This window comes from Mesorhizobium sp. M0244, assembly GCF_040321795.1.
GTDB lineage: Bacteria > Pseudomonadota > Alphaproteobacteria > Rhizobiales > Rhizobiaceae > Mesorhizobium.
Map to the genome: position 1 here is coordinate 79,433 of NZ_JAMYSE010000014.1, position 18,118 is coordinate 97,550.

General features: G+C 60.3%; 17 protein-coding genes and 2 pseudogenes. 10 read left to right on the forward strand and 9 right to left on the reverse strand.

The genetic code is table 11. The features are described 5' to 3' along the window. Nucleotides 1-36: 36 nt before the first annotated feature. The 3 genes from NKJ08_RS12635 to NKJ08_RS12645 all read right to left on the reverse strand — a co-directional run bounded on the left by NKJ08_RS12635 (nt 37) and on the right by NKJ08_RS12645 (nt 3,238). On the reverse strand, nt 37-1,068 hold the full coding sequence (locus NKJ08_RS12635) for an aldo/keto reductase (protein ID WP_352781903.1): 1,032 nt from the start codon (nt 1,066-1,068) through the stop codon (nt 37-39). 62 nt (nt 1,069-1,130) lie between these two features. Continuing rightward, nucleotides 1,131-2,156 (reverse strand): L-glyceraldehyde 3-phosphate reductase, encoded by a 1,026-nt coding sequence (gene mgrA, locus NKJ08_RS12640; RefSeq protein ID WP_352781904.1) that lies wholly within the window; start codon nt 2,154-2,156, stop codon nt 1,131-1,133. Between the two features lie 176 nt (nt 2,157-2,332). Continuing rightward, complete coding sequence (locus NKJ08_RS12645) at nt 2,333-3,238, reverse strand: LysR family transcriptional regulator (RefSeq protein ID WP_352781905.1); 906 nt, start codon at nt 3,236-3,238, stop codon at nt 2,333-2,335. A gap of 135 nt (nt 3,239-3,373) precedes the next feature. Here NKJ08_RS12645 and NKJ08_RS12650 point away from each other — a divergent pair, with 135 nt between their 5' ends. The 3 genes and pseudogenes from NKJ08_RS12650 to NKJ08_RS12660 form a co-directional block, all read left to right on the forward strand. Next, nucleotides 3,374-3,649: a LysR substrate-binding domain-containing protein gene (locus NKJ08_RS12650; RefSeq protein WP_352526945.1), complete on the forward strand. Its 276-nt coding sequence runs from the start codon at nt 3,374-3,376 to the stop codon at nt 3,647-3,649. Between the two features lie 109 nt (nt 3,650-3,758). After that, nucleotides 3,759-4,577 carry an SDR family NAD(P)-dependent oxidoreductase gene (locus NKJ08_RS12655; protein ID WP_352526863.1) on the forward strand — a complete coding sequence of 273 codons (819 nt, stop codon included), beginning with the start codon at nt 3,759-3,761 and terminating at the stop codon, nt 4,575-4,577. Nucleotides 4,578-4,989: 412 nt separating this feature from the next. Continuing rightward, a pseudogene (locus NKJ08_RS12660) lies at nt 4,990-5,346 on the forward strand (SOS response-associated peptidase family protein); the annotation flags it as partial. A 183-nt stretch (nt 5,347-5,529) separates the two neighbouring features. Here NKJ08_RS12660 and NKJ08_RS12665 read toward each other — a convergent pair. The 3 genes from NKJ08_RS12665 to NKJ08_RS12675 all read right to left on the reverse strand — a co-directional run bounded on the left by NKJ08_RS12665 (nt 5,530) and on the right by NKJ08_RS12675 (nt 7,964). Next, on the reverse strand, nt 5,530-6,081 hold the full coding sequence (locus tag NKJ08_RS12665; RefSeq protein ID WP_352781906.1) for a phosphatase PAP2 family protein: 552 nt from the start codon (nt 6,079-6,081) through the stop codon (nt 5,530-5,532). A gap of 91 nt (nt 6,082-6,172) precedes the next feature. After that, nucleotides 6,173-7,420: an MFS transporter gene (locus tag NKJ08_RS12670; protein WP_352781907.1), complete on the reverse strand. Its 1,248-nt coding sequence runs from the start codon at nt 7,418-7,420 to the stop codon at nt 6,173-6,175. A gap of 1 nt (nt 7,421) precedes the next feature. Next, entirely contained in the window at nt 7,422-7,964 is a 543-nt protein-coding gene (locus NKJ08_RS12675; RefSeq protein WP_352526858.1) for a Chromate resistance protein ChrB, read from the reverse strand. Between the two features lie 159 nt (nt 7,965-8,123). Between NKJ08_RS12675 and NKJ08_RS12680 the strand changes: the two genes are divergently transcribed. From NKJ08_RS12680 to NKJ08_RS12700, 5 genes are all read left to right on the forward strand, one after another. Continuing rightward, nucleotides 8,124-8,399 (forward strand): metal/formaldehyde-sensitive transcriptional repressor, encoded by a 276-nt coding sequence (locus NKJ08_RS12680; protein ID WP_352526857.1) that lies wholly within the window; start codon nt 8,124-8,126, stop codon nt 8,397-8,399. Between the two features lie 16 nt (nt 8,400-8,415). Further along, complete coding sequence (locus NKJ08_RS12685; RefSeq protein ID WP_352781908.1) at nt 8,416-10,425, forward strand: heavy metal translocating P-type ATPase; 2,010 nt, start codon at nt 8,416-8,418, stop codon at nt 10,423-10,425. 3 nt (nt 10,426-10,428) lie between these two features. Then, nucleotides 10,429-10,617 (forward strand): DUF1289 domain-containing protein, encoded by a 189-nt coding sequence (locus NKJ08_RS12690; RefSeq protein WP_352526855.1) that lies wholly within the window; start codon nt 10,429-10,431, stop codon nt 10,615-10,617. A 14-nt stretch (nt 10,618-10,631) separates the two neighbouring features. Continuing rightward, nucleotides 10,632-11,501 carry an alpha/beta fold hydrolase gene (locus NKJ08_RS12695; protein ID WP_352526854.1) on the forward strand — a complete coding sequence of 290 codons (870 nt, stop codon included), beginning with the start codon at nt 10,632-10,634 and terminating at the stop codon, nt 11,499-11,501. Between the two features lie 62 nt (nt 11,502-11,563). Next, a complete protein-coding gene (locus NKJ08_RS12700) occupies nt 11,564-12,961 on the forward strand; it encodes a cation diffusion facilitator family transporter (protein WP_352781909.1) in 1,398 nt (465 codons plus the stop codon). A 456-nt stretch (nt 12,962-13,417) separates the two neighbouring features. Here NKJ08_RS12700 and NKJ08_RS12705 read toward each other — a convergent pair whose 3' ends face one another. Together NKJ08_RS12705 and NKJ08_RS12710 are read right to left on the reverse strand one after the other, a co-directional pair. Further along, entirely contained in the window at nt 13,418-13,819 is a 402-nt protein-coding gene (locus NKJ08_RS12705; protein ID WP_352781910.1) for a GNAT family N-acetyltransferase, read from the reverse strand. A 181-nt stretch (nt 13,820-14,000) separates the two neighbouring features. Further along, nucleotides 14,001-14,327: pseudogene (locus NKJ08_RS12710) on the reverse strand (DDE-type integrase/transposase/recombinase); the annotation flags it as partial. Nucleotides 14,328-14,614: 287 nt separating this feature from the next. Here NKJ08_RS12710 and NKJ08_RS12715 point away from each other — a divergent pair. Beyond that, a complete protein-coding gene (locus NKJ08_RS12715) occupies nt 14,615-15,856 on the forward strand; it encodes an aminotransferase class V-fold PLP-dependent enzyme (protein ID WP_352781911.1) in 1,242 nt (413 codons plus the stop codon). 62 nt (nt 15,857-15,918) lie between these two features. Here NKJ08_RS12715 and NKJ08_RS12720 read toward each other — a convergent pair whose 3' ends face one another. Beyond that, complete coding sequence (locus NKJ08_RS12720; RefSeq protein WP_352781912.1) at nt 15,919-16,680, reverse strand: SDR family oxidoreductase; 762 nt, start codon at nt 16,678-16,680, stop codon at nt 15,919-15,921. Between the two features lie 366 nt (nt 16,681-17,046). On the opposite strand from NKJ08_RS12720, the gene NKJ08_RS12725 reads away from it, so the two are divergent. Further along, complete coding sequence (locus NKJ08_RS12725; protein ID WP_352781913.1) at nt 17,047-17,979, forward strand: extracellular solute-binding protein; 933 nt, start codon at nt 17,047-17,049, stop codon at nt 17,977-17,979. Nucleotides 17,980-18,118: the final 139 nt, after the last annotated feature.

The window sequence follows — 18,118 nt, forward strand, 5'->3', positions numbered from 1 at the left end:
CTTTGATGTTTATCTGCGGTTCGTGTGCCGCCAAAATCAGCGGCCACCCTCGATCTTGCGGTGGCGCTGGCTTATGCCGCCCGTTCCATAGGGATATTCCGACATTTCCGGTTTGCTCGCCACGTTGAGTTCGGCAATGGTTTCGTCCGTCAGCGTCAGCTTGGCCGCACCGAGATTGTCGGCCAGTTGCTCTCGTGTCCGGGCCCCGAGAATAACCGACGTGACCGCCGGCTGTGCGGCGACCCATGCCAGCGCGACCTGCGCCATGCTCGCTCCAAGCGCTTTTGCGGTATCTTCCACCGCCCCAATCACGTTCCAGGTGATTGGCTTGGCGTTGCGGGCGGCGAACGCTTCCATGCCGCGTTTGGGATTTTCGCCAAGGCGCGTGGCGCCCGCCGGCATCTGGTCGCGTTTGTATTTGCCTGAGGGCCATCCGCCGCCCAGCGGCGACCACGGCAGCAGGCCGATACCGGCGTCGAGCGCGGCCGGCACAAGCTCATGTTCGATGTCGCGGACCAGCAGGCTGTATTGTGGTTGCAGCGTCACGGGTGGCGTGTAGCCATTGGCTTTGGCCAGCCACGCCGCCTTGGTCAGGTGCCAACCCAGGAAGTTGGAGAACCCGTAATAGGCGATCTTGCCGTTGCGGATCGAGTCGTCGAGAAAGCGCAGCGTCTCCTCCAGCGGCGTCAGCGCGTCCCAGGCGTGCATCTGGTAAAGATCAACCTGCTCGACGCCCAGGCGCTTGAGCGAGGCATCGAGCGCTGCCCCAAGATGCTTGCGCGACAGGCCGAGATCGTTCGGTCCTGCGCCCATGGGGAAACGACCCTTGGTGGCGATCACCAGATCCTTGGCGATTCCTGGCTTGCTCTTGAGCCAGCGGCCGATGATTTCCTCTGACACGCCGGCGCTGTAGACGTCGGCCGTATCGATGAAATTGCCGCCGGCCTCGACATAATCATCCATAAGCGCGAACGATGTAGCTTCGTCGGACTCGTGCCCAAAAGTCATGGTGCCGAGACAATAGGCCGAGACGACGGCGCCGCTATTGCCGAGCTTGCGATAGTCCATGGTCTTGCTCCTCAGGAATCTCAATCGGGCCTGTCGCGCCGCGGGCCGATGCTATCGTCTCCTCAGGCTGCCTTTGATTGAGCTCTCCAGAGGTCGATCCCGCCCTCGGTTGCGTACCTGTCGATTTTGCGGAGTTCTTCGGTATTGAATTCGAGATTCTCCAAAGCGCCGAGGGAATCATCGAGTTGGGCCACGTTGCGCGCGCCTACCAGCGCGCTCGTTACGCGCGGATCTCGCAAGGTCCACGCGATCGCCATCTGGGCAAGTGTCTGCCCGCGGTCGCTTGCGATCGCGTTTAGTCCGCGGACACGCTCTATGTTCGCATCACTCAGCAACTTTGTGTCGAACGAGCCGCCACGCGCTGCACGCGCGCCGTCCGGGACGCCATTCAGATACTTTGATGTCAACAACCCCTGAGCCAACGGCGAAAATGCGATACAGCCAGCACCAAGCTCTCCCAGCGTATCGAGCAACCCATCCTCAATCCAGCGGTTCAGCATGGAGTAGGAGGGTTGGTGGATAAGCAGGGGAATTCCTTCCGCGCGCAGGAGGCGCTCGGCTTCCCGAGTGCGATCTGGCCCATAAGATGAAATTCCGACGTAGAGCGCCTTGCCTTGCCGCACCATCTGCACGAGCGCGGCGATGGTTTCCTCGAGCGGAATATCCAATGTCGGGCGGTGGGAATAGAAGATATCGACATATTCGACATCCATTCGCTTCAGGCTCTGTTCGAGCGATGCAAGCAAGTGCTTGCGGGATCCACCCGCGCCATAAGGACCCGGCCACATATCCCAACCGGCTTTCGAGGAGATGATCATCTCGTCGCGGTGGCTCGAAAAGTCCTTTTTGAGGATCAGTCCGAAATTCTCTTCCGCCGACCCGTAGGGCGGGCCATAATTGTTCGCCAGGTCGAAATGAGTGACCCCTTGGTCGAACGCACGCCGGATCACCGAGCGGCCGGTCTCGAAGACATCTTGACCACCGAAGTTCTGCCACAGGCCCAACGAAATCGGCGGGAGCTTCAGCCCCGACCGACCACAGCGGCGGTAGGCAATCGCGTCGTATCTCTTGGCATCTGCAACGTACATTCAAAGCCTCGTATTTTGCCTTGCATGCGCCATTCCGGCCCACCGGCCGCGCAGCATCTGACGGATTGAATAGCATCGTCGATTAATGAATCAATGGGTGAGAGGTAATCGGATCAATGAGCTGTGCTCATTGATGGCCATTTTGATGGTCACGCATGGTCCGACCTCCGCAAAATTCATTTCAGCGGATTGATATCGCGTATCACCTGTATGAGGGCACTGATCCCGAACGGCAGTTGCCGGCGACTCGAATAGTACATGGACAATGGTGGGCCTATTGAAGACCATTGCGGCAGTGCCACTTCCAGCCGTCCTGCCGCAAGGTGAGGGCCAGCGAGCTTTTCCAGGCAATAAAACAGACCAATACCGTCGATCGCAGCATTGATGGCGAAAGCCGACTCACTTGATATGAGTGAGCCAGGAACGTCGATCTCGCGCCGGTCGTCGCCCTGCTCGAATTCCCATTTGTAAATCTGCCCTCGCCCCGTGCGGATGCGGATACATTGATGGAAATGAAGGTCGTCAGGCAATTCCGGCCGACCGTGGCGCTCGAAGTAGGCCGGTGCACCGACGACCACCCACTTGAGTGGTGGCGTCAATGGAATGGCGATCATGTCCTCCGGTATCGTGCCGCCATATCTGAGACCGGCGTCGAAGCCTTCCGCAGTCACGTCGACGAAGTGATCGTCGACCGCAATCTCCAATTCGATGTTGGGAAAGCGCTGCAGGAAGATCGGCAATGCCGGGCGCAAAAGCAAAATCGACGCATCGCGCAGTACGTTCAACCGCACACTCCCGGCAGTCCCTTCGTGGTGCCCGTGCAGTTCTTCCAGCCCGGAATTGATAAGATCGAGGCCAGCACTCACTTTTTCGGCAAGCGCGCTTCCTGCTACTGTTGGAGCAACACTTCGGCTTGTCCGGTTTAGCAGCCTTACACCAAGTCGCTCTTCAAGCGCTTTCACCCGGTGGCTGAGTGCTGATGCGGTTACGCCGAGATTGTCCGCCGCCTTTCTAAAACTCCGATACTGTACGATGAGCAAGAATATCGAAAGATCGTACACTTCAGCGCGACTGAGCGACATAACAACTCCCATTATCGAGATCGCCACGGCTTGGGCGTGGTGCAAACAAAAACCTGCCGATGAGGCACTAAGCAGACGACATCGAAATCCTCACGATTGATCCACCATGCCACACAAAAATAACGCCGCCACCCGCTGTCGGATTGGGAGACGTGGAAACTCGTCGACCGCGCCTTTCTGGAGATTGGCATCGAGCGTCGTACAGTCTTCGAGGTCAGCGACCTTGAAACGCTCCTGGAACTGGTTGCCCGCGATCCCGCGATAGCCCTTGTTCCGGAAGCCATCGCCGAAGCACGGCCTATACGCTCAGCATCAACACGATCGCACAAACTGCCGGATATGGCTCATCCCTCTGCCAGGGAAGAACTCGCTCCGGCTCGATGTCCAATCCTCGACCCGCTGTGGCACTGACGCTGAATTGAATAGCGGAGCATATCCCTGTTTCGGTCCACCGTTTCTCAGCGGAATGGATCAGAGATGCCGCAATCTGCGCGCGTCTGCACCGTTTGCAGGAGGTACCATGCGGTTTAAAGGCAAAGACGTTCTCGTGACCGGCGGGAATTCAGGGATAGGCCGCGAGATCGTCCACTATTTCCTGAAAGAGGGAGCCCGGGTGGCGTTCGCAGGTCGCGATCTCGAAAAGGGTCGCGCCGTTGAAGCGGAAGCAAAGGCGATTAAAGGCGAAGCCCGCTTTTTCCCGTGCGATCTGTCGGAGGAACGTCAAGTCGAGGATCTGATCGGCCAAATCGGCCATTGGGGACGGCTGCGGGTTGTTGTCAACAACGCAGGCGCCGGTTCGCGCCGGAGCGGCGTCGAACCAGGCGATCGCCCTGGAGCGAGATGGGACAAGATGCGCGGCGCCAACCTGGACTCCACCTACTTTGTAGCTTCCTACGCCTTGCCGGTGATGCGGGATTCCGGCGGCGGTGCGATTGTCAACATATCGTCCACGGCCACGTTGCACGGCAATTGGGGCCTGTACTGCGTCGCCAAGGCGGCCGTTGAGGCGCTCACACGATCGTTGGCCATCGAAGGTGCGCCGCATAGGATCCGGGCGAATTGCGTCAGTCCTGGCTGGATTGCCACCGAAACCGATGCAGCGGCGCCCGCATCTGGTGCCGGCGACTGGGCTGTGGCGCCAAGCGCGTTCGGCCGGATGGGCACACCGGCCGAAATCGCCGCGGCTGTCGGGTTCCTGGCGAGCGATGAGGCTTCGTTCATCACCGGCCAAACCTTGATTGCCGACGGGGGCCTGTCGATCCTGGATTACACCTCGCTGTCGCTTCTCGAGCAGCGCGGCTCAGTCCTGTTCTCCGGCATGGTCGGCGACACTCCGTAAGGGTGACGTCCCGGCATCTCCATTGGTCCGGTCCAGTTCGCCAAAGGTGCTGAACCTGTTGCGCGTCTATTCCTTTAGATTGGATAGATTTCAGCGGGTGAGGACGCTGTGCCCGAACGACAGCTCGGTCGGGCCGCTTTTCGTCAGATGCGCCTGGTCCTCATGACACGACGACGCGCCACGCAGCCCGCAGAACGCAGGGATCAGTGTATTGCATTCCGGCGCATCAGCTCTCGGCCAGTACCAGTTCGATCCGTATCTTTATCTTTGCGGGTTGGCCCGTCTGATGAGCGAGAGCACCATCTCCGTTTTCGAAAACAGCCGCGTTCTTGAGATAGCAGGCGAGGGGCCTTATCAGTTGACTCTGGCTGGCGGCATCGTACAGCATGTACTTTGGGCTGAATATTGCCGGATGATGGCGTCGCTGGCGCTCAAAATCCCCAACCACCAAACCGAACTCGATTTGCCACAGGCGGATGACGTCCGCATCAGTGACCCGGCGCCGATAATGCGTGCCGCTGATGACACGATCGAACTGGCATCGATGACGTTTGGATTTCCGCCGACCGGACCAAAGGGCGGGCCTGTGTTCAACTTCCGCTCCGAAGGCCGGCAGTTCGGAAACAGCAACCGCTGCCTCGTTCCTGCGTCGGCGTTCTTCGAATTCACAGGCACGAAATACCCGAAGGCGAAACATCGCTTCACACTGAACGGCTATCCCTTTCTGGCCATCGCGGGGCTTTGGCGCCTAGCAACGGCCAGAGAACCAGCACGCCGCTCGGCACCAAGGTGCTGAGCGCTAAGATCACGGCCGTGCCGGGGACGACGACCCCGATGATGGGGATTGACTCCGAAAGCGCCAGAAGAAACACGGCGAGATAGGTGACGTGTGGATGCGCTGTCAGGAACTCAACCATGGATGAGATCACAGACGAGACCACCGCGCGGTGCCCTAGAGAACACTGGTGATGAGACGGTCGATCCGCGTGTCTTCGCGATAGGCTGCGCGGACGATGACGGCCGCAGCGATCCCGGTGAGCGCCCCGCCCAGAACATCGCTGGCGTAATGGGTTCCGATGTAGACGCGCGAAAAGGTGACAACCGCAGCGGCGGCGAGGAAGCCGAACCCGACGCGTCGCATGCCATGCAGAAGGAACGCCGCCGCGATCGCAAAGGTCGCGGTCGCATGGTCAGAGGGGAATGAGGGATCGGCGCTGGATGTGATCAGGAGATGCGTGACGCCGCCGTCATACGGTCGAATCCGGTGAACAAACAGCAAGATGATCTGATTGAGGGCGAGACCCAGAAGGAACGACAGCCCTGCCGCGACAAGGACGTGGCGGGTGTGAGGCCGGTCGGTTCGCCGCCACCATTGTACCGCGACAGATAGCACCAGAAGCGGCACGCCGATCGCGGAAATCCAGATCATCAGGAAGTCTACGGCTCCGCTGTGTTCTGCCAACGCATTGATAGCATGGGTTATTGCGGCGTCGAGTTCATACATAGGCAACTCCTTGGGTTCGACCTCCAGTGTCGGTGCATGTCTTGGGCTTGATGGCGATCAATGAAGAGGGACCGGCGGGTTGTTAGCGGGGTCAAGCATCCGCCCGCTCTCTCAGTCGCCCGCGAACGACAAACATTCCTGCGAGGGTCAGCAGCGTGAAGGCAGCGCCCGCGAGGAACGTGCCCTGCGGACCCGCCATGTCCCACAGCGCGCCAGCGACGACGCTGGCGACGAGCAGCGCGACACCGGTCATCAGATTGAACATGCCAAAAGCCGTTCCGCGCAGCTCGGCCGGCACAGTCTCGGCGATCAGGGTTGCCAGCAAGCCCTGCGTGAAACCCATATGGAGGCCCCAGAACACGACACCGATGCCGACCCAGACAAGATCGGACGCGAAGGCAAGCGTGAGATCGGCCGCGAGCAGAAGGCCGAGGCCGAGGGCCAGAAGGGTCAGGCGATTGACGCGATCGGACAAAATCCCGATCGGATAGGCCGAGAGCGAATAAGCAAGGCTCATGATCACCAGGACGACCGGGACCAGCGCCAGCGGCAGGCCGATCGATTGCGCCCGCAAGATGAGAAAGGCTTCGCTAAAACGGGCAAGCGTGAAGACCGCGGCGACCGCCACGACCCACCAATAGGTCGCGCCCAGACGGCGCAGTTCATCGCGGTGCAGCGGCATACGGACACGGCGCTGCTCCTTCGGCCGCTCCGGTTCCTTCACCGCAATCAGGATCAACCCGACGGCCAGGAATGCCGGAATGACCGCGATCCAGAACACAGCCTGAAAATAATCTGCGGTCAGCCACATCAGGCCGATAGCGAGAAGCGGTCCAAGAAAGGCGCCGATCGTATCGAGCGACTGGCGCAAGTCGAAGCTTGCGCCGCGCAGATGCGGCGGGGCGATGTCGGCAACGAGGGCGTCGCGCGGCGCCCCGCGAATGCCCTTGCCAACGCGATCGATGAAACGCGCTGTCACCAACCACTGTATCGATGATGCGAGTGGAAAGATCGGCTTCGTAAGCGCTGCCAGACTGTAGCCGAGAGCGGCAAGAAGCTTACGCTTGCCGAGCCAATCGCTCAGTGCTCCTGAAAACACCTTGGTGATCGAGGCGGTTGCCTCGGCGATGCCCTCGATGATGCCGACCGTCAGGGCCGAGGTGCCGAGTACCGTGACCATGTAGACGGGCAGCAGCGCGTGGATCATCTCGGACGAGATGTCCATGAGCATCGAGACGAAGCCGAGGACCCAAACACCGGCAGGAACGCCCTGCCGGGCTCCTGGGGAACCGACGATCTCGGTTGTCACAACGCCTGTTCCGTCGCCCGCGTCGCCCATCTCAGCGGTTCTCGTCGTGGGCGTCGAAGACCCGTTGCGCGTAACCGTCGAGCAAGACCTCACAAGCGCGCAGCCGCTCAGCAGCCTCCTCGGCCAAGGTCGCACCATAGAAATCGAGCTTCTTGATCTTCTCCAGCCAACCCTGGAGCTTCTTCAGGTCGGTGTCTTCCTCTTCGAGCTCGGCATAGGTGAACTTGTTGATCGCGATCTCCTTGGCGATCTCTTTCTCGAAATCGGCACACCGTCCAAGGAACTCGCGATACTGCTCGTCCCGGTCGGCCTTGAAGCGGGCGACGACCTTGTCCTCCTGGGCACGATCGAGAGCGACGGTCTCCAGGATGACGGACTCGCCGCCCATCCCGGAAACGTCGTTCTCCAGCATCTTCAGCCGCCGGACGTGATCGTCTGTCTTCGGCAGCAGGCAGACGCCGTTCTGCAGATAGATAGCACCCATGCCCTTCAGCCGACGCCACAACGCAATGCGCTTGGTGGCCGGTTCGGGCGGCACTTTATAGGTCAGAAGAAGCCAGGATGGAGCAACCATGGATTCATCATAATGCAACGACCGTTACAAATCACCCCCAACGAATGACGTTCGGCTGTCAGGAGGGGGTTGTGCGTGAACAGCCAACTGCCCGGCTGATTCAGTCGCGCTTGATATCATAGGGGGGTATACTATATAACCTTCTGAAAGGAGATCTGCATGTCGCATACGACCCGCGAGAAGATGAAATTACTGAACCGCGTGCGGCGCATCCGCGGCCAGATGGAAGCCGTCGAGCGGGCGCTCGAGGACGAAAAGGGTTGCGCCGACGTGCTGCAACTGATTGCCGGCGTTCGCGGCGCCATCAACGGCCTGATGGCCGAGGTGGTCGAAGATCACATTCTTCTCCACGTGGCCGACCACGAGCTGGCCCAGGAGCAACGCAACGAAGGCGCCGCCGAACTCATCGATGTCGTGCGCGCCTACCTAAAATAGAACGGAGTTTGTCATCATGGCCGTCCAAGACGCCGCCCATTGCCGAACGCTGGCGGATACCGCCGAAGCTAGCACCACCGCTCCGGCCGCTCACGATCACAATCATGACGGTCACGACCATGATCACGACGATCATGAGCACGGGCGCGATCACGAGCATCCCTTCGAATGGTCGGAGGCCGTGCGCATCGGTCTTGTCGCAATCGCCGCAGCGGCCGTGTGGTTCCGGGTCTGGGAACCATATCCGGCGATCAGCGTGATCGGCATCGTCGGCCTTCTGATTGGTGGCTGGCCGATCCTGAAGGAGGCCTTCGAGAACATTCTTGAACGCCGCATGACCATGGAACTGTCGATGACGATCGCGATCGTCGCGGCGGCGGCCATCGGCGAATTCTTCACCGCGCTCGTCATCACCTTGTTCGTTCTCGTCGCCGAGGTGCTGGAAGGTCTGACCGTCGGCCGTGGCCGCAAAGCGATCCGCGACTTGCTTGAATTCCTGCCGCGCGAGGTGTCTGTTCGCCGGGCCGGTTCGATCAAGTCCGTTTCGGCGGAGGAGCTATCGGTCGGCGATGCCATCCTGGTCGCGCCAGGCGGCCGCATCCCCGTCGACGGAGCCGTACTCTCGGGCCATTCCTTCGTTGATGAATCCCGCATTACCGGCGAATCCATGCCGGTCGAGAAGACGGCTGGCACCCAGGTCTTTGCTGGCTCTATCAACCAATCCGGTGCGCTGGAGGTTAGCGCCGAGCGGATTGGTCGCGACACGAGTTACGGCAAGATCATCGAAGCGGTCGAACGGGCCGAGAAATCCCGCGCGCCCGTCCAGCGTCTCGCTGATCGCCTGGCCGGCTATCTCGTCTATTTTGCGCTTGGCGCAGCCATCCTGACATTTTTGATCACACGCGATATTTACGCGACGATCTCAGTCATCATCGTCGCGGGCGCCTGCGGCATCGCGGCCGGCACGCCGCTCGCTATTCTCGGCGGCATCGGCCGCTCAGCCCGGCTCGGCGCCATTATCAAAGGCGGCGTGCATCTGGAGACCCTGGGCCATGTCGATACGGTGGTGCTTGACAAGACGGGAACGCTGACTTTCGGGCGTCCAGAGGTGCAGCAGGTCGTACCCGTGGACGGCATCACTGCGGATGCGCTTCTCGACGCCGCGGCCGCGGCCGAGCTGCGCTCCGAGCATCCGCTCGGCAAGGCGATCGTCACCTATGCCCGCAGCCAAGGCCGCAATGTGATCGAGCCAGCGAGTTTCGCCTATACACCGGGCCGGGGAATCGCCGCCAAGGTCGATGACACCACCATTCTGGTCGGCAATCAGGCTTGGATGGCTGACAACGGAATCGACTCGTCGGTCGCCCGTCACCAGGGTACGGATGCAGGTTCGGAAGTGCTCGTGGCCCTAGACGGGCGCCTGCTTGGCTCGATTGCGGTGGCTGACACGGTCCGGCCTGAAGCCAATCGGGCCATTGAAGCCTTGCATCGGATGGGGATCAAAACGATCCTGCTCACCGGGGACGCGCGCCGTGTCGCTGTCGCCGTTGGCGGGGCGCTGGGTATTCACGACATCGAGGCGGAACTGCTTCCGGAGGACAAGCTGGCGCGTGTCCAGGCGCTGGTCGCGCAAAAACGCATCGTCGCCATGGTCGGCGACGGTGTGAACGATGCCCCTGCATTGGCGCAAGCCAATGTCGGCGTCGCCATGGGCTCTGGCACCGATGTGGCCCAGGAGAGTGCCGACATCGTGCTGCTTGGCAACGATCTTGAGCGCTTCGTCAAGACGCTCGTGGTCGCCAGACGCACGCGCGGCATCATCTGGCAGAACTTCGCCGGCACTATCGGCGTCGACATGATCGGTATCGTGCTGGCCGCCCTCGGTTTCCTCAATCCGCTGCTTGCGGCCGGCATCCATGTCGTCTCGGAACTGGTGTTCATTCTCAACTCGGCCCGTCTGCTGCCGACGCCCGAGAAGACGGTCGCGGCGCCATCCGAACTCAAGCCTGAACCTGGCGAGGTTTGAGTGATGGCTCTGGAATCGCCATGTCTCGATGTCTGCAGGTTCGACCGCAAGGCCGACCTGTGTGCCGGGTGCTTCCGCACCACGGCTGAGATTCGCCAATGGCGGAAGTTCACCGATCACAAGCGTTGCCAGATCCTGGCCGAACGTCGGCGGCGCCAGGCCAAGCTGGCCGCGCGCAAGACGTCCCTTTGACGACGCGTTCACACATGGCGACGCCAAAGACAATACGTTGCAAATGGGAGAGCGGGGAAATCACTCTTGGCAGGGACGAGGCGGGAAGCGGCTCCTCCATCGTCCTCTTGCCGGCCCTGAGCTCGATCTCGACGCGTGCGGAGATGCGACCTCTCCTCAATCTGCTCGCGCCGGAGTTCCGGGCCAGCAGCGTCGACTGGCCCGGGTTCGGCGACCGGGTGCGATCGAGAGACGATTGGTCGCCGGAAATCCTCTCGGCGTTTCTCAACTGGTTTTTTTTGAGCGAGATCGTATCGCCGCCCCATGCGGTCATCGCCGCTGGCCATGCTGCGACTTACGCCCTTCACCAAGCCGCCTATAAGCCCGGCACGATCAGCCGCCTCGTTCTGATCGCGCCTACTTGGCGAGGGCCGTTGCCGACGATGATGGGCGGCCAAGGCCCTTGGTTCGCCCGTATCCGTGCCGCTATCGACAACCCCGTCACCGGCCCACTGTTTTACCGCCTCAATGTCAGCCGGCTCATCATAGGGAAAATGGCGCGCGAGCATGTCTATAGCGATCCCAATTGGCTGGGCGGCGATCGCCTTGCCGCCAAGATCGCCGTCGCCCGCGCTCCGGGCGCGCGACATGCTTCGGTTCGCTTTGTCAGCGGCGGTCTCGACCGGGTCGACAGTCGCGGGGCCTCCCTCGATCTCGCCCGGCGCTCGGATGTGCCCATCCTCGTCGTCTATGGCGATGAGACTCCCCGGAAGTCACGCACCGAGATGGACGCGCTGGCCGAACTTCCTAATGTCCAGGTCAAACGGTTGGCGAAGGGCAAGCTGGCGATCCACGAGGAATGTCCTAACGCGGTCGCCGCTGCGGTGCAGTCATTCCTGAGCTGACAGTTCGGGAGGTGCGGTGCCTAAAACGCCACCTTCGCAATCGATGCCTCTCCGAGAACGGAATGAACATCATGCAAAGAGAAATGAACATCATGCAAAAAGAAAAAGAACGCGTCGCCCTGGTTTCGATGCTGTCGAGCGCTGTCCTGGCCATCGGAAAATTCGTGATCGGGTCTCTGACCGGCAGTATCGGCCTGATTTCCGAGGGCGTTCATTCATCGTCCGATTTCGTTGCAACGCTAATCACCTGGTGCGCGGTTCGTGTCAGCGATAAGCCGGCGGATGACGACCACCATTTCGGCCATGGCAAGATGGAGAGCATGGCTGCGCTCTTTGAAGTTTTGCTGCTCTTCGGCGCAGCGGGATGGATTGCCTTGGAGGCGGGAAGGCGTCTGTTGGGCGAGCCGCAGGTCATTGAGGCCGCCCCGATTGCCATCGCTGTCCTGGTGGTGTCGATCATTGTCGATTTCTGGCGGGTCCGAGCACTGCGCAAGGTTGCCAAAGCCACGGGCAGTCCGGCGCTGGAGGCGGACGCCCTGCATTTCCTGTCCGACATGCTCGCATCCGGCGTGGTTTTGATTGGGATGGTCTTCGTTACCTTCGGTTACATGTCGGCGGATGCCATCGCGGCACTGATCGTTGCCTGCTTCATTCTGACGGCGGCGGTAAAGCTCGGGCGGCGATCTTTTGATGCCTTGGTCGATACGGCACCGGACGGCGCCGGCAGCGTCCTTTCGTCGATGCTTGGTGACATTCCGGACGTCCTCGCCGTCGAGCGCGTCCGGGTGCGCACGGCAGGCGCAATCCTCTTTGTTGAGCTCGCCATCGCTGTCAGCCGGACGCTGCCGCTTGAGCGGGTGGCGGCGGTCAAAGCTGACATCATCAACGCTGTGCAACGAGAGTTTCGGAACGCTGAAGTGACCGTGATTGCCGAACCACGTTCCGCCAATGATGAGACCATCGAAGCGCGTATCCGGGTGATCGCGGCCAATCGCGGCGTCGCGATGCATCGCTTGACCATTCAGCGCGTAGAGAAGCAGCTTTCAGTCAGTCTCGATATTGAGGTGAAGGCCGAACTCAGCATCGATAAAGCGCACTCGATCGCCAGTGGTCTGGAGGCCGCACTCCGTGATGAACTAGGACCGGAGACAGAAATTGATACGCATATCGAACCGATGGCAGCGAACTGGCTCGAGGGGAGGGATGTTTCCGATGATCAGCACCGCGCTCTGGAGTTGGCCCTCGCGATCGCGGCGCAACAATCAGACGCCCTCCAGGATGTTCATGACGTTCGGATTCGGGCAACCGAGCTTGGCCTTATTGTGAACTTCCATTGCCACGTGCCCGCCGACATGCCGGTTATGGAAGCTCATCGAACTGTTGACGAGGTAGAAAGGCGGATTCGCTCGGACCATCCAGCAGTCGCGCGCGTCATCGGTCATGCCGAACCTGCGCTATAGCTGTGGGGCCTACAGCTAAGCATCGGGCGAGATTTCGCTGAGCTGAACCGTCAGAATAAGCGTGACCGCCGTAAGTAAACTGACCAGAATACCATCGCTCGTTCGAAGGTCGTACAATCGCTCACCCATCTCCATTCAAATGCCTTTGCCCAACTCGATTTCGACGTCGCGTTGAAATTTCGTCTAGCGCAGTGTTGGACATTGCCAACCCGCGACGGGGGCGGAACCAGCTGCGCGGTGCTGGGATGCCTATGGCATATTCGCCCGGAACTGGTACTGCGTCACCCCTGACTTGCTCGATGGCGGCCACGGCAGCTTTGGCCTGCCGCCCGCCACATCGATGATCGGTTTCCTCGAAAGGCGTTGACTGACAGACAGCGAGTCGTTGGGCTTGCCCGCTCTGGCCAACCTTCGCAGACCCGATTTACGATCCTGACCGGGTTGCAATAGGTCGAATCAACCGAAAGCTTGGCTGGCCACGGCGAACTGTTTCATGATCCAGCTGCATGGCGAAACTCGACCTCGAACCATCCGCGTCACGGGACCCCAATCGGCAAGGCCTTGCCCCTCCAGCCAGGGAACAGGACCGGTCTGAGCGCCCTCGATGTCAATTCTGACAAATCCTTTCGCGGTCGAAATCAGCGACGCGATCAGGCCTTTTGCCTGGACTTCCGACGAGGCGGCGACGGGGCCGATCAGTTCGCCGCGGCCGAAATTTCGGCGGAACCCGTAACCCATGATGCGGCCAGCATCCATAACGATGATGCCGCTGCCATCAGGAAGGAGGCGTTCCAGCAACTGGGTTCGCTCGAGACCGGTCGCCTCTTTTTCGACTGCGCGCAAGGCAGCCAGGCGCAACCGTGGGCGCCGCCGAAGAGACCTGGGAATTCAGCGATTTGAAAGGTCGAGTCTATTCCGGCTCAGGGCATCTCATGGGCACGCTTCGAATGGCTAAGGATTCGAAGTTGGTGTCGTCGATTCGAACGGTTCTGTCGCAAATCTGGAAACGGGGTCGTGAACGGCCATTTCGGCCTGTCCGTCAGGCAGCGAGGATATCGAACTGCTCGGCGATCGACGGACTGGGATTGTAGGCATACCTCGCCTGTCGCTTGCGCATCATGTGGATCATCTCGATGCCGGACAGGATGGTGGCGGCGCTCGCCTGCGACTTGAAGCCGAGCATGGAGCGGATGCGGCGCTTGATGCGCCGGTGATCCTGCTCGATCCGGTTGTTGAGATACTGGCTCTTTCGGATGCGGATCGGCTTGAGCCGCCGCCGCCGCGAGCGATCCCGCAGCCGGCTTTCCGCGTCACAGGAAAGGATCGCCTCGCGATTGGTCTGGCTGCCGTCGATGACGATGCGCTCGGCCCCCCGAGCGCGCCTTGAGCGCGCCTTGAGCTTGACGCCAGAATGGCATCTCTGTATTCCGAATTCTGGATACGGTGATGTTTAGGCCGTCGCATGGCGCTTTCCAACGTCGATCACGCTCCTTCGGCAAGCCTTTGAAGGAGGAGGCAGGCGTCATGGCAGCCGGCCCCAATCTCGTTGCAGGCCGACTCCGCGATGTACGGAGTTTGATCCAGAGTGCCGCGGTAGATTTCTCGCGCGTTTGGACTGGTAGTTTGGATTTGTTCAATTTTGAGGTGTGACGGATGAGCGACGACAAGAGAATTGAACTTGCAGTAAGAGGACTGCGAGGCAGTTTCCCCGGGGCCGCCAAGTGGACCTATCTCGATGTAGCCGGGCGGGGGCTCCTCTCCACCGAAGCTAGATCAGCTTTGGACCAACATCTCGACAGCAGGATGATGGATGGCGGCGACAAGGCCATGATGCTGTCGACGGTGGAACTTGCTCGTCAGCGCTTCGCGTTGCTGGTAAACGTAGATCCGTCGGAAATCGCGATGGTGAAGAATGTTTCCGACGGGATTAATGCCGTCGCGTCTTCGCTTCCTTGGAAAGAGGGCGACAACGTCGTTCTGTGCGGGGAGGTAGAGCATCCGAGCAACATTTTCCCTTGGTATAACCTTCGCGACAAGTTCGGTGTCGAGGTTCGTTCGATTCGGAGTTCGAACGGTGTTGTTGATCCTCTGGCGCTGTTTGACGCAGTTGATGAAAATACGAAGCTGGTGACGGTCGCCAGCGTCAGCTTTGCACCGGGATATCGAGCCGACCTAGAAAGCATCGGCGGATTTTGCCGTGATCGCAGCATTTTATTTTTGGTGGATGCCGCGCAAACGGTCGGTGTCCTTCACCTCGATCTGAAGCAGACCCGTATAGATGCCCTGAGTGTTTCGACTTCCAAGGGGTTGCTCGGGCTTTACGGAATGGGCTTCTTGTTCGTCCGACGCCAATGGGCTGAACGAATGCGGCCGGCCTACCTTTCCCGTTTTGGGGTGGACCTTGGTGGAGCGCATGAGGCTACCTCCAGCGACGGCACTTATAGTCTCCAAGCCGCTGCCCGTCGATTCGATGTTGGCAACTACAACTACCTCGGCTGTGTTGCCGCGGCGACCTCGATTGGACAACTCCTAGAAATAGGGTCGCGTGCAATCGAAAGTCATGTGCTTCGATTGTCCAGCCAACTCGCGCATGGGCTGCTCGGATTGGATCTGCCGGTCTATGGCGGCGAACATGGTCCAAACTCGGCACACATCGTTTGTGTCGGGGACACCCTAAGCGACCAACATGACTCGACTTCACAGGCGGGCCTGCAGGAACTCTTCGCATACCTGATGGCTCATGACGTGAAACTGTCGATCCGGAGGGGCATCCTCCGATTTTCCTTCCACGTCTACAATGATGAGAGCGACGTTGATCGGACCTTGGGTCTTGTGAAGGCTTGGCTGGACGAACATTCGATTGGGAGACCTCGATTTCGTAAGAATCTCGGCTGACCGATTCATCGGCCGCGCTGTGTTTCGTTCAGCGCGGCCGCCAAACCATTGTAAGATCGCAATCACATGGCGGTCCATCCGCCGTCGACGAACAGCAGGCTCCCGGTCGTGAATGACGAATCGTCCGAGGCGAGAAACAGGGCGGCGTTCGCGACCTCCTCGGCCTTTCCGAGTCGCCCTAGCGCATGACGTTTTGCCCATCGCTCGCGGGTCTCCTCCGGGTCTGGGTAGCGCTGAAGCGACCGCCGCGCCATTGGCGTATCGATCGACCCCGGCATAAGCGCGTTCACCCGAATGCCCTGCTTTGCGTGATCGACAGCCATCGTACGGGTAAGGCTTACGATCGCCCCTTTGGAAGCGATGTAGGCTGCATTGGCACCACTGCTGGAGATCGCAAGCTGCGACCCCACGGTGATGATCGAGCCACCGCCGCTTGCCTCCATGTGCGGTATTGCCTCGTGCGCCCAAAGATAGGTGCCTCTGACGTTTATCGCGAAGACACGATCCCAGGAGGCCTCATCGGTTGAGGCGACCGTGCCGCCGACCGATACGCCGGCGGCGGTCACCAGCATGTCGATGCGCCCCCACCGTGCCATGACTTGGGCAATTCCGTCACGTGCGGTAGCGCCATGCGAAACGTCGCCGGCGATGGCCATTTTGTCGTCTTCGCCTCCGTCCAGCGCGCGCAGAACTTCGCTCAGCCCGTCACCATCTCTGTCCACCAGGGCAATCTTGGCCCCTTCGGACCTGAAGCGATGCCCGATGGCGGCACCTATGCCGGAGGCCCCTCCAGTAATTACGGCGACTCGATCGCGAAGCTTCATCAAATGTTCCTTTCTGGGACTTGGCGGCAGCGGCTTGCCATGGCCTACGTTGCGTAGTATTCAGTATTCCGGATACCGAAACACATCCGATTATGGCCGAGAAGTGGACGGCAGACAATGATCGATGCGTGGACGGAAGGGCGTCGAACAAGACAAGACACAGATGACAAGAAACTACCGCCTCATTCCGGCCATCGGGGTCTTCAACGGTGAAAAATCAGAAAGGGGAATCCAATCGTGATTACGAGACGAAAACTACTGAAATACGGCGCTTCGGCATCCATCCTCGCGACGAGCGGCTTGGGGCTCCCGAACCTGGCCAAGGCAGCGCCGACGCAGCTCATCATCGCAGACGCCGGCGGCGCGGTGCGGCAGGCCTACCAGAAGGCCTACTACGACACCTTCACCGCCAAGACCGGTATCAAGATCGTCCCCGTCGACTACATCGACTTGGGGCGGTTCAAAGCCATGGTTGACAACAAGACCTGGGACAATGCGGACGTCGTCTGCCTGCAGGGCGGCGAAGCGGCAATCGCGTCCAAGCAAGATCTGACCGAGACAATCGATTACAGCACTGTCGATCGCTCCAAGCTGCTCCCGCAAGCCGCCCGCGATAACTTCTTTGTCCCGTATTGCGCCGGTAGCGTCATTGCGTGGAACACCAAGCGCTACGACAAGACCACCGCGCCGCAATCGTGGCAGGAGTTCTTCGATGCGGAGACGCCCCCGAAATTCACCGGCCCGCGGGGCCTGCTGAAAAATGCTCCGCTGACGCTCGAAGCAGCGGCAATGGGCGCGGGCATTCCGCGGGAGAAGTTGTATCCGCTCGACGTGAGCAAGGCCCTGAGCGCGCTCGCGCGCGTAAAGGACAATCTGATCTGGTGGGACCAGGGCGCACAGTCGGTCGAACTGCTCGCATCGCGTCAGGTGGATTTCGAGTTCGCCTGGAACGGCCGGATATTCAACGGAGCCAAGAGCGGCCAGCCGTTGGCCTACCACTTCAATGACGCGATCCTCGACGGCGACGGTGTCGTTATCCCGAAGGGCTCACCCAATACAAAATGGGCACAGGAATTCCTCGCCCACATGATGGATGCCAAGAACCAGGCAGAGTTTGCCAAGAACATTCCATACGGCCCGACCAACACGGATTCGATGGCGCTCATTCCCGCCGATCTCCAGCCGTTCCTGCCGACGAGCGCGGAAAACATCAAGAAAACCGTGTTCCAGGACTACGACTGGTGGGCGAACAATGGCCCCAAGGCCCTTGCCGACTTCAATGACTTCCTGTTGGGCTAATGCATGTCGCGCAAAAGCGGGGGCCACGGGGCCCCCCCCCGGGGGGCGCGGGGTTTGGGCAACCCAACAGCCCACAAATAAAAAAAAAGCCCGCCCCGGCGAACCTTGCGAACCCCCCCCCGTTTGGGGGTCCGCCGGG